The 12277-nt window shown below is 69.9% G+C and carries 8 protein-coding genes; 3 read left to right on the plus strand and 5 right to left on the minus strand.

What is annotated here, in order from left to right; translation table 11 throughout:
- Positions 1 to 14 precede the first annotated feature (14 nt).
- Positions 15 to 3788, plus strand: coding sequence for a putative glycosyltransferase family protein (locus tag Aco04nite_RS02540; protein ID WP_244875695.1), 3774 nt, complete (start codon positions 15 to 17; stop codon positions 3786 to 3788).
- Positions 3789 to 3940: 152 nt separating this feature from the next.
- Complete coding sequence (locus Aco04nite_RS02545) at positions 3941 to 4882, plus strand: metallophosphoesterase (protein ID WP_244875696.1); 942 nt, start codon at positions 3941 to 3943, stop codon at positions 4880 to 4882.
- Between the two features lie 295 nt (positions 4883 to 5177).
- Here Aco04nite_RS02545 and Aco04nite_RS02550 read toward each other — a convergent pair whose 3' ends face one another.
- From Aco04nite_RS02550 to Aco04nite_RS02570, 5 genes are read right to left on the minus strand one after another with little or no spacing between them, the layout of a single operon-like run.
- On the minus strand, positions 5178 to 7316 hold the full coding sequence (locus tag Aco04nite_RS02550; RefSeq protein ID WP_212995567.1) for a serine/threonine-protein kinase: 2139 nt from the start codon (positions 7314 to 7316) through the stop codon (positions 5178 to 5180).
- Positions 7317 to 7338: 22 nt separating this feature from the next.
- Positions 7339 to 8463 (minus strand): glycosyltransferase family 4 protein, encoded by a 1125-nt coding sequence (locus Aco04nite_RS02555; RefSeq protein WP_244875697.1) that lies wholly within the window; start codon positions 8461 to 8463, stop codon positions 7339 to 7341.
- Positions 8460 to 9269: a glycosyltransferase family 2 protein gene (locus Aco04nite_RS02560; protein ID WP_212995568.1), complete on the minus strand. Its 810-nt coding sequence runs from the start codon at positions 9267 to 9269 to the stop codon at positions 8460 to 8462. Before Aco04nite_RS02560 ends, Aco04nite_RS02555 begins: the two co-directional genes overlap by 4 nt.
- An 11-nt stretch (positions 9270 to 9280) precedes the next feature.
- Positions 9281 to 10357, minus strand: a complete 1077-nt coding sequence (locus Aco04nite_RS02565) for a glycosyltransferase family 4 protein (RefSeq protein WP_212995569.1) — start codon at positions 10355 to 10357, stop codon at positions 9281 to 9283.
- Between the two features lie 14 nt (positions 10358 to 10371).
- Complete coding sequence (locus tag Aco04nite_RS02570; RefSeq protein ID WP_212995570.1) at positions 10372 to 11616, minus strand: MATE family efflux transporter; 1245 nt, start codon at positions 11614 to 11616, stop codon at positions 10372 to 10374.
- Between the two features lie 100 nt (positions 11617 to 11716).
- Here Aco04nite_RS02570 and Aco04nite_RS02575 point away from each other — a divergent pair, with 100 nt between their 5' ends.
- Positions 11717 to 12277, plus strand: a complete 561-nt coding sequence (locus Aco04nite_RS02575) for a hypothetical protein (RefSeq protein ID WP_212995571.1) — start codon at positions 11717 to 11719, stop codon at positions 12275 to 12277.

Genomic DNA, 12277 nt, shown 5'->3' on the forward strand with positions numbered 1-12277 from the left:
GTCGGGAGGGGGTCGTGGTGCGGTTGCTGCGACGCCTCCTCTTCGACGCGTCCTTTCCGCGGCCGACGCTGGTGGCCGCGCGGCCGTACCTGATCGTGCTGGCGATCAATGCGCTGATCGTGAGCCGGTGGTTCCGGACGGGCACGTTCATCGCGGCCGGGGACATGGGTGCGTTCATCCGGCGGGGGTGGGCGCCCGAGGTGAACTGGGCGTGGAACCATCAGACCACCGGTGCCGGGTCGGCCGGTTACACGATGGTCCGGGCGTTCGAGTTCATCCTCATCTGGTGCTGCCGGACGGTGGGGCTGACCGAGTACTCCGCGCAGTGGCTGTTCTACATCTGCATCTACGGGCTGGTCGGCTTCGGGGTCGCGTACCTCGCCGGGGCCTTTGTGAAAAACGAGTTCGCGATCGTCGCGGCCGGGGCGTTCGGGCTGCTCAACGGGTTCTTCCTGACCCGGTTGCCGAATCCGCTGAACGTCATCTCGGTGGGCTCGGTCGCGTTCATCACCGCGATCGCGATGCGGGTGGCGCAGGGCCGCCGGATCCCCACCCCGATCGCCGGCTTCGCGTTGATGCCGACCTCGTTCCTCTCGTTCAATCCACCGATGCTCGTGGTCGCGTACGCGTGGGCGGTCGGCGGAACCCCGCTCCTGGCCGCACTCGTCATGGGCCGGCAGTCCGCCTGGCGGTTGTTGAAATGGTTCGCCCTCGCGTCGCCCTGGGCGCTGCTGCTGAACGCCTACTGGCTGGTCCCGCTCGCGCAGAGCTTCACCGGCGGTGGTGGCGCCGCCGCGAACGCCACGTTCACCGACCCGACGAACTGGTCCTGGTCGCAGGTCAACAATCTGCCACCGAACATCCTCACGATGGTCGCCAACTGGGCGTGGTTCCGCCCGCAGTACCTGCCGTTCGCCTCGGACCTGGACCGCCCGTGGTGGATCTGGATCCGCTATCTGCTGCCCGCGCTGGTGTTCCTGGCCCCGATCCTGGCCCCACGCCGGTTGCGCCGGGTCGCGTTCGGGTTGATCCTGTTGATCCTGATCTTCGTCTTCCTGGCGAAGGGGCTGCGACCGCCGGTCAACAAGATCAACCTGTGGCTCTACATCCACGCGCCGGGTTTCTGGTTGTTCCGCGAGCCGATGAGCAAACTCGGGCAGCTGCTCATCTCGTTCTTCGGGGTGATGCTCGCGATCGGGGTCGAGGGCATGGCCCAGCGGCTGCGGACGTGGCCGCTGACGCGGGTGCCGGGCTGGATGCAGCGCATCGGGTACGCGGGGACGGCGGTGCCGCTGCTGCTCGTCCTCGCGTACCCGTATCCGCTCTACACGGGTGGGGTGATGCCGGACGAGCGGCCGACGCAGCCCTCCACCCACGTCCGCGTCGCGCAGGAATGGTGGGACATGGCGGCTCACATCGACGCCGACGACCGCCCCGGCAAGGTCCTCGTGCTGCCCCTCGACGATTACTACCAGATGCCCACGACCTGGGGTTTCTTCGGCGTCGACAGCATCGCGAACCTGCTCATCGAGCACCCGGTCGTGCAGCCCAAGCCGGACGGCTACTTCGGTGACTCGGCCGGGTTCAGCGCCGACGTGCACGCCGTCGAGACCGCGCTGCTGGCGGGCGACCTGCAGCCCGTGCCGAAACTGCTCGACGCGATCGGGGTCAGCCGCGTCATCATCCGTCACGACCTGCTGCGCGGGCTGCCGAACCGTTACTTCGCCGACGACCGGATCCTCTCCGACGCCATGGCCAAGGTGCCGGGCTCGAAGCTCGACATCGACGGAACGCTGGACCTGTGGGAGTTCAACGGCGGGATCAGCCAGACCGTGCGTACCTATGACCGGGTCCTGGATGCCCCGGCAAGGGCCGCTGCCACCGCGGCGGCGATCGGGACGACCGACACCCGGACCGCGATGGCCGCCCGGGTGGACACGTCGGTCGCGGCGACCAGCCCTCAGGTGGACCGGACCGCTGTGGTGACGCCGGACATCGTGCACTGGCCGGTGCCCGCGGTCGACAAGGGCTCACCCACCGCCACCGTCGAGATGGCCGCCGGCACGTACACGGTCGGCCAGCGTGCCCGGGCCGGGGCCGTGCTCGACCCTCACGTCGACACCGCTCGCAACCGCCTCATCCTGCGCGACCCCACGGTGGTGAAGGTCGACGGCAAGGCCGTCTCCAGCCGTCCCGACCTGGTCGTCCCGATGCCCGCCGGCCGGGACATCCTCGCGATCCGCAGCGGTACGCGCACCGTCTCCCTCGACGCGCCCGCCGGCCTCTCCACCCCGGCCATCCAGGTGGGCTCGGCGACGAAACTGACCCTCTTCGCCGCCGCCAAGAAGCCCGCCGACGTCACCGGCTACTCCGACGTCTTCGACTGCAACAACTACGAGCCGCGCCCCTGGGCCATGCTCGGCCTGACCCAGAAGATCACCGGCAGCACCGTACGCCTCAGCGCGCTCGACCACGCCGCCTGCACCCGCGTCGTCATCAACAAAGCCACGTCCGGCAAGGTCTTCCGGATCCGTCTGCAATACCGGCATGTCACCGGCGCCCGCCCGCAGATCTGTCTCTGGCAGGCCGGGGCGGCCGGCTGCGAGCTCGCCTCCCGCCCGGTCCTCGACGACGAATGGACCTGGTACGAGCGGGTCGTCACCATGGACGGCCTCGCCGACGAGCTCCAGGTCATCCTGCACGCCGACGTCGGCGAACGGCTCAAGCCGAAAACCGTCGCGGAATACCGCAACCTGCGCATCGACGCCCTGGAGCCGGTCGTCACCAAGACCATCTGGCCCCCCGAGATCCCGTCGACAACCGTGAAGGTCACCGCCGGCAAGCACCAGCTCCGCGTCGACGGCGGTCTCTCCGGCTCGGTGCTGGCGCCGTTCGAACCGCTCGAGGACTGCTTCCGCTACGACGACGAGACCTCCGACCAGGCCGGGCTCGCCGCCGAGTCCCAGATCGGGCCGGACGGCGAAACCACCTACACCCTGAAAGCCGTACGCCACCTCGCCTGCATCGGGTCCCAGGCCAGCGACGTCGGCGCGGCCTCGCTCTACGAGTTGTCGCTCGAAGCCCGCAGCGTCGCGGTCCGGAACCCCAAATTCTGCCTCTACCTGCGCGGCCCGGACCTCTGCCGGACCCTGCCCTACGTCGCCGCCTACAACGGCTGGACCTCGTATCAGGCGCTGATCCCTCCGGACCCCAACGCGGTCGAGACCAGGCTCTATCTGTACGGGCTCCGCGACCTCGAAGGCACCAAACAATCCCAGGTCGAATACCGAGGTGTACGCCTACGGCCGCTCGCCACTCCGAACGCGGTCGTCATGGTCCGCCAGAGCACCCCCGAGCCCACGACCACAGTGGACTGGAAGAGGCTCAATCCGACCCAGTTCAACGGTACGGTCGCCTCGTCCACGCCCACCCTGGTCGCGTTGGCCGAGAACACCGCCCCCGGATGGCTGTTGACCGGCGTCCCCGGCGCCTCGAAGGTCGCCGTTCAGGGCTGGATGACCGGCTGGAAACTCCCGGCGGGCGGCGGGACGTTCCAGATGCGGTATGCGCCGGCGAAGATCGCGCGGTATGCGTACTACCTGCTTCCTCTTGGTGTGGCCGGGTCGCTCGCCTTCATGTACCTGGTCAGCCTCCCCGCCGGTCACCCCGGCACCTGGAAGATGCTCCACCGTCGCCGCGGCCGGCTCTTTCATCTTGCCGCGCGGCTCATATCGCGGTTCGCCGTGCGGCCTCTATCCCGGCTGCGAGGTCTCTTATGGCGCAGATGAACCCTCCGCCGGGACCCTCGCCGCGGCTCTCGTCGCGTCTTCCGGCGCGAGTTTCGTCTCGGCTTCCGGCCCGGCTCTCGGCCCGGCTTCCGGCGTGGCTTTCGTTCCGGCTTTCGTTCTGGCGTAAGCGGGTCGTGATCGCGGTGTTCGCGGTGATCATTGTGATCGTGGCGCTGCTGCTGGTGCGCTGCGAGAGCTCGCAACCGGCGACGGTGCGGGTGGTCGCGGTCGGTGACATGGACTGCGACCCGGCCGACCCCGACATGGACAAGAACACCAAGGCACTCGGCGACCTCTGCCGGCACAAAGCGGTGTCGGACATCGCGGTCGCCCTGAACCCCACGATCCTGCTGGGCCTCGGCGACTTCCAGTACGAACTGCCCAAGGCGGCCGCGTACAGGACCGTCTACGGCCCCACCTACGGCAGGCTGCTCAACCGCACCGTGCCGGTCTTCGGCAACCAGGAGTACAAAATCCAGGACGCCAACACGTTCACGGCGTACTTCGGCAACCGCATCATGGACAAGAAAGGCTACTGGTCGCAGCAGGTCGGAAAATGGCACATACTCGTGCTCAACTCGAACTGCTCGGCGGTCACCGGCGGCTGCGGTACCGGATCGCCGCAACAGGAATGGCTGGTCGAGGATCTCAAGGCCAACAAGACAAAATGCGTGCTGGCAGCCTGGCACCACCCCCGCTGGTCAACAGGCATCAACGGCCCCGACCCCCGAGCAGCCGACCTCTACAAAACCCTTTTCGACTACAAGGTCGACCTCGTCCTGTCAGGCCACGAGGCCGATTATGAACGCTTCGCCCCCCTCAACCCCGACGGCACCCCCGACCCCCACGGCGTCCGCCAATTCGTCATAGGCACCGGCGGCCAAGCCCACTACCGCCCCGCCCCCAACGACGACACCCACGACGAACAGGGCAACCCCATCTCCACCACAGGCCGCCCCACCAGCGAATACGTTGACTACGACCACCATGGCGTCCTGGAGCTCGACCTCAGCCCCGACTCCTACAAGTGGAGCTTCCACCCCCTGGAGGCAGACTCCGCAGTCACCGACACCGGCTCCGCCAAGTGCTACTGACGCTCGAAGGCATCAGGGCCTGGCAGGCCGGCTGGAACCAACCGCCCCGGACCCAGGGCGAAATGTTGCGCGGGGCGTCGGGATGCGACAACTTTCTACGGCAAAGTTCGTCAAGTCTGGGCAATCATGTCTGATGGCAAACATATGTTTCCTGGTCAGACGTGATTGGTCCGCGCTTGACACCTAAGACCGCAGGAGGTTGCGGCATTGCGGGTTTCGGCGCAACTTCGTGTCGGGGGTAATGGTGCAGCCAGGGTGATGAAAATCGAGGCTGTCGACAGTTTTCGGAGCGGGGTCAGCTCGGGGTGGGGAGGGTCCAGGTGGGGCTGCCGTTGCAGTCGATCATGCCCATGCCGGAGCCCTGGTCGTCGTCGCCGATGGTGAGGCAGAGGCCGGTTTCGGGGTTGTAGAGGGTGCCGTCGGTGTCCTGCTTGAACTGTTGGGGAAGGGATTCGTCGCAGGGGGCCACGCGGGTGCGGTTGTTGGCGTTGGCGCTGTCCTGGCCGGCGTCCATGCAGAGATCGCCCTGCTGGAGGCCGTTCGAGGAGGTGTAGGTCCAGTTCTGGGCGTCGCTGCCGTTGCAGTGGGCGACCTTGACCTTGGCCTGCGGAGCGGCGTTCTTCGGCATCTCGGCGCAGAGGCCGCTGCCGTTCATCGAGAGATTCTTGCCGTTGCTGACGTTGGTGTCCGGCTCTTCCTCGTCCGGCTCGTCCTCGTCCTTGTCCTCGTCCTCGGTCTTCTCCGGGGTCGGTTTGGTTTTGGTCGGGGCCGCGGCTTTTTTGGTGGTCTTGGTGGCGCGCGGGGTTGGGGATGTTGCCGCGGGGAGGTCTGCTGCGGTGTTCTGGTCGGGGTCGTTGCCGCCGCCGAGTTTGGTCAGCATCACCACGACCAGCACGAGGATCAGCACACCCAGGCCGCTGAGCAGCGCTACCGATTTGGGGCCGAAGCGGCCACCCGAGGATGTCGAATCGGAGCGGTCGTCGATGCCGCCCGGGTAGCCGCCGCCCGACCCGCCGCGCGAGCCGCCGCCTGAGCTGTAGGCCGGCTCGGGGTCGTAGTTGGTCGTGGTGTTGAAACGGCCCGAAGGCGCGGGCGCGGGGACAGAAGCCTTCCCCGTCCCGAACTGCCCACTGACCGGAGCCGCCGCCCGCCCACCACCCTGCGCAGGCATCCGCGCAGTCCCCGACATCGGCCGGCCCGCCTGGCCCATGCCCGCCTGGCCCATGCCCGCCTGGCCCATGCCCGCCTGGCCCTGCCCCGGCTGGTTTGGACCGGGCTGGCCGAAGCCCTGCCCCGGCTGACCCTGCCCCGGCTGGCCCTGACCTGGGCGAGCCTGGCCGGACGGAGGCTGACCTTGCCGGAATTGTCCGGAAGCGGATCCGGAGTAGGCCTGCCCGGAAACAGGCTGGCCGTAAGCGTTCTGCCCAGACGCAGGACCAGAACCAGCCTGGCCGTAAGCGCCCTGACCGTAAGCGCCCTGGCCGGGAACGCCCTGACTGGGAACGCCCTGGCCGGGAGCGGCGGCGCGCCCCGGGAACGGCTGGCCTGGCCGGGAGCCCGTGCCGCCGCCCTGGGCGGGCATGACGCTGGTCCGGCCGGCGACAGCGCCACGTGGTGCCGGAGGGGCAACCGGGGCGCGGCGGTGGCAGGCGTCGATGATGGCTTCGGGGGTGGGGCGTTGGGTGGGGTCGGCGGCGACGCAGGCTCGGATGAGGGCGGCGAGGCCGGGGTCGACGCCCGGGAGGTCGATTTTGCCGTCCATGGTTCGCATGCTGATCGCGGTGAATGTGCCCGTGCCGAACGGGGGGCGCGCGGTGGCGACGAAGCCGATGGTGACGCCGAGGGCGAACACGTCCGCGGCGGGGCCGACCGTGTTGGTGGTCAGAGTCTCGGGGGCGGTGTAGCCGGGGGTGCCGACCGCATAGCCGACCTGCGTCAACCCGGTCTGTTCGGTGCCTCGGGCGATGCCGAAGTCGATGAGCTGTGGGCCGGTGGCGGCGAGGATGATGTTCTGCGGTTTGAGGTCGCGGTGGCAGACGCCGTGCTGGTGGATGTCGGTGAGGCCTTCGGCCAGCGCGGCGAACATGCCGTAGCAGGCGTCGGTGGAGAACGGGCCGTTGTCCAGGACCGAGGCGTGCAGGGTCGGGCCGGGGACGTATTCGGTGGCCAGCCAGTACGGTGCCTGGTCGACCTCGCTGTCGATCAGCGCGGCGGTGTACGCACTGCGTACGGTGCGCAGTGTTTCGACCTCGCGGCGGAAGCGGGCGAGTGATTCGGCGTTGTTCTGGAAGTTCTCGTGGATCACCTTGACCGCGGCGGGGCGCCCGCCGGGAGAGAGTCCGAGGTAGACGCTACCCATGCCACCGGCGCCGAGCCGCCCGGTGAGGCGGTAGCGGCCGATGGTGGTCGGGTCTGTCGGCTGCAGAGGCTCCACAAGATCATGGTGCCATAGCCACCTATGAGTACGCGGCGGCGGTCACGGCGGCGGCGCGGTCCCAGCCCAGATTGTCCCGGACGGAGCGCAGACCGGCCTCCGCGTAACGTCGCCAGCCCACCTCGTCCCGGAGCAGCTCAGCGATGGCGTAGGCGAGCGCGGCAGGGTTGGCCGGTGGCACGGCGACGCCGTTGGCGCCCGGTTCGAGGACGGCGCGGACGCACGCGACGTCGGTGGCCACCACGGGCAGTCCGACGCTCATCGCCTCGGCCACGGCCATCGCGGGCGGTGACGTCGTGTAGTCGAACTTGAACGGCCACGTGCCGACCTGGGCCTCGGCCAGCTCCGCGAGCAGGTCCGGCACCGGCTCGGTGACCACGGTGACGCCGGCCATCGAGTCGGCGCGGGCCAGGATCGCCGGCAGTTCGGGGCGCGGGATCAGCAGCAGCCGCAGCCGGGCGTCCGGCACCTTGTCTCGGATCAACGGCCAGGCGGCGAGCAGGGTGTCGAGGCCTCGCACGGTTTCCGCGCGGCCCGCGAAGACGACGGTCGGTTCCGTGGCCGCGAAGTGGGCGCGGCGATCGTCGGTGGGTGCGCCGGAGGGCAGCCGGGTGACCGTGAGGCCGGCCCGTCCGCCCAGCCGCGACGCCACCCGCGGATCGGGTGTGAGCACAGTGGACACACCCGCGCGGTGCAGGGCGGCCGTCGCGAGCGAGGCGGGGAGCAGGGTGGTCAGGGCGACGCGCGCCTGCAGCACGTTCGAGGAGCGCATCTCGGCCAGGGTGGCCCGCCGCCAGGTCGCAGGACCGGGGACAGTCGGCCACGCGTACGCAGTGAGCACGGTCCGATACGGCTTCAGCACCGCCATCGCCGCCTGCAACGGACCCAACGCCCCGGCATGCAGGTGAACGACGTCGGGCTGGATCCGCGCGAGCACACCCGCCAGCGCCGCCGTCCGCCCGAGCGGGAAGCTGGCCACCGCACCACCGAGCTCGTCGACGCCCGCGAAGACCGAGGCGCCGTCGTGAGCGTGGGAGGTCACGAGATAGTGGCTTCCGGGCACGCGCGCCGCGGTTTCCGAGACCGTACGCCCCATCGCCTCATGCGCTGAGTACTCGGCGATGAGGTGCACGATGCGCTGGCTCACGTGGCACTGCCGGTAGAAGAAGTCCGGCTGTCGCGGATGCCGAGCAGGAGTCCCGCCGCCTCGGTGGCCTTGAGGGTGACCAGCCCGGCGGTCAGCACGGGGTGGCGCAGGAGGGCACCTGGTTTGCGTACCAATGCTGTGCGGGTGAACTTGCTGTTCGAATCGTCATGCATGCTCACATATTGGTCGATCCAGCGCCCGTAGTAGCGCTTCTTCGCGAAGGTCGCCCGCAGCTGGATCCGGCCCTCGTCATGCCAGATGTACGCGGCGACCCGGCCCAGTTCCGTCTTCTCCTTGGTGCGGTCGGCCAGGTCCCAGTCCTCGGCGGCGGTCAGGTTCTCGTCCCAGCCGCCGATCTCCTCGATCAGCTCGCGCCGGAACGCGCGCGGGGACTCCACGGCCGCGTCGCCGACGTAGAGGCTCTTCTCCAGCTGCCGGCAGCTCGCCAGAAAACCCTCGCCGAACGAGCGCTCCGGGATGATCAGCGCGCCGATCCCGGGGTGGGCGGTGAACTGCTCCTCGATCTCGGTCGCGATGTGCGGTTCGAGGACCATGTCCGAGTCGATGAACACCACGACGTCGCCGGTGCTGCACTTGGTGCCGTGGTTGCGTTGCGCGCTGCGTTCCGGGCCCCACTGCACGACCTGGTCGGCGAAGCGCTCGCCGATCGCCACGGTGGTGTCGGTGGAGCTGTTGTCGATGACCAGCACCTCGACGTCGGGGTGCGTCTGGTTACGCAGCGAGCCGAGGCAGGCGGCGAGCGTACGCGCGTTGTTGCGGGTAGGAACCACAAAGCTGATCTTCATAGGAACGCTCCTCACGCCGCTCGGGCGTGCTCGTCGACGGCGGACAACAGCTGGGTGGCGACGTCGTCCCAGGAGTGGGCGCCGCCGAACGGGACGGGGGCGAACGGGCGCTGCTGCCACGTGGGGAGCAGGTCGCTCAGCCAGCGGGCCAGCGCGTCGGGGCTCGGCGGCACGACGACACCGCCGGCGGCGAGGGTGGAGTCGCGCAGGCCCGGGACGTCGTACGCGATGGTCGGCGTACCCAGAGCGGCGGCCTCGGTCACCACCAGGCCCCAGCCTTCCCGCACGCTGGTGGACACGTGCACGTGGGCGCGGGCCATCAGATCGTGCTTGACGCCCTCGCTGACCCGTCCGAAGAACTCGACCCCGGCGGGCCGGGCGGCGCGCAGCTTGTTCAGCAACGGGCCACCGCCGATCATCCAGAGCTGCAGGTCCGGGAGCTCACGCCGGGCGATCGCGACCGCGCGCAGCACGTCCCACGGGCGCTTGTAGCTGACCATCCGCCCGCAGAACACGACCGTGGGCCGCTCCTCCTTGACCACGGGCTTGGTCAGCACCGGCGGCTCGTAGCCCTCCGGCACGACGGTCACGTCCTGCGCGCCGAAGCGGGCCAGCGCGTCACGCGTCGACTCGGAGACGGCGAGCACCGGGGCCGCGGCGAGCCGGTGCAGCCAGCGTGGTTCCAGGGCGAGCCGGCCGAGGTGCGCGACCACGGGCGGGGCGTTGTGGTGCCAGATCTCCTCGCAGGTCTGGTGGACCAGCGCGACCGTACGCGTCCCGTCGTCGACCCACTCGTGCGCCATGAACGGCACGGTGTTGGTCTCGTCGATGACGACGTCGAAGTTGCCCCGCCCGCACCGGTCCCACCACCGCCGCGCCTCCCGGTAGACGGTGAACCGGCTCCCGGCGCGGATCACGCGGTACCCGTCGACCGTCTCCACCGCGGGGCGACCGGCGACCGCTGCGGCGAACAGCGTCACCTCGTGGCCCGCGGCCACCCAGCGCCGCAGCACCTGCTCGGTGTAGACCTCGGCGCCACCGGCCGCGGGGTGGGCCAGGTCGCGCCAGTTCAGTACCAGGATGCGCACAGAGACTCCGGGGGTCAGGCCGCGAGGGCGGGTTCGGGGGCGGGACGGGGAGAGCGGATCCAGGCCCGCCCTTCGAGCAGGACCATGAGCAGCAGGGTCGGGGCCAGGGCGGCGGCCGAGCACGCGGCGATCTGCGTCGCGGAGCCGTGCCACAGCTCGATCAGCGCGACCTCGAGGACCGCGCCGAACCACGGGATGACCACGATCCACGAGCGGCGGGCCAGCGCGGCGTTGGTCAGTACGGTCACCAGCGAGGTCAGGGCAGCCACGCTCGCCAGGGTCCGGACCAGGCCGGTGGCGTCGAGATAGCCGTCGCCGTAGAGGATGCGCAGCACCAGGGTGGGGACGGCGACCATGACCAGCCCGCCGAGCAGGGCCGGCCCGGCGACCGCGATCGCGCCGTTGAGCAGGACCTTGCCGCGGCCGGGTTTGAGCCAGCCGGCCAGTAGGCGCGGGAAGACCGCCGCCATGATCCCGGCAGGCAGCGCGAGCACGGTCTTGGCGATGGTCGCTGCCGCAACGTACGCCCCGGAAGCCCCGTCGATCAGGTGATGCCGGGCGAGCAGCAGGTCGACCGTGGAGAACAGGAACAGGCCGGTCACCGCGAAGCCCGCGTGCGCGACCGCGCTCAACCGCAGCGTCGAACTGGCGGCACCCGCGTCGGGCTGCCGCAACGGGCGCAGCGTGATGGCCAGTGCGGCGAGCTCACCGAGCACTGTCGCTGCCAGCGCTCCGGTGATTCCGAGCGGGATGACCAGCGCGAGACCGAGGCCCAGCCGGACGGCGGTGGCGACGAAGTAGGTCATCGCGACCGCGCCGACCTTTTTGTCGCCGAGCAGCAGCCCGCGCGCGGCGGCGGTCACGGCGGCGATCACGAGGTACGGCGCGAGCTGCGCGGACTCCAGCAGGGAACCGAGATGGAAGTAGTCGCGCAGGAAAGGTGCGCCCGCCAGCACGACCAGCGCCGGTGGCAGCGACCAGAGCGCGACCGAGCGCAGCGTCCTGCGGGCCGAGGCCCAGCCCGGACCGTGCTCGGCGACCAGCGCCGAAGCGGCGGTCTGCACGGCGCCCAGCGGCACCCCGAGCATCAGCATCGCGGCCAGCACAGCGCCGAGCGCGCCGTACGCGTCCGGGTCGAGCATCCGCCCGACCACCGAGTGGAAGGCGAGATTGCCCGCGCTCTGCACGGCCACGGCGACCGCGATCGGGGCGGCTCCCTTGGCGAGCAGACCGACGAGGCGGCCGGTAGGGCTGGTCACGAGGATGCCTATCGGCCGCGGATTCAAGAACTGTTCAATTCCGCCGCAAGGTTCTGTCACCCACGGTCACATTGCCCCCGGCAGGCCGCATGATCGGTACATGACATCGCCCACCACCGCAGTCCGACGCCCCGTGCGGATCGTCCTCGTGCTGGCCCTCCTGGCCACCGCCGCGGTGGTGTTCGTGATGCTGCGCAGCCCGGTCACCCCCCAGACGGTCGTCAACTCGAGCAACACCGGCCTCACCACCACCTGGCACGACGGCAGCAACAAGCTGGAGGTCACCGCGATCGGCTTCCGCAAGAAGTCGGTCGCCAAGGTCCGCATCGGCAGCGAGGCGTGGCGCGAGATCCGCGCCGACGAGAACGGGACGGTCCACCTGGTCGTCGAGCTGGGTCCCGCGGCCGGGCGGGCGGGGACGTCGGTGCTGGTCAGTGGGCGCTCGGCCGGCGCGGGTTCGCGTACGTTGCTGGGTGGTCTGCCCCCGGCCGCGAGTGCGCACGGTCCCCGCGACGCACTCCCGTGGGCCCTCGCCGGTCTGCTGGTCGTGATGGCCCTGATCACCGGCTTCGGCCACCGCCCGCGCAGGGGCATCCACCGTCGCGGCGCCCGGCGCACCCCTCGCGTACCTGCTGAAACGGCCTCCCTCTCCCTTGCCTGA

This window comes from Winogradskya consettensis, from assembly GCF_018332715.1.
Classification (GTDB): domain Bacteria; phylum Actinomycetota; class Actinomycetes; order Mycobacteriales; family Micromonosporaceae; genus Actinoplanes; species Actinoplanes consettensis.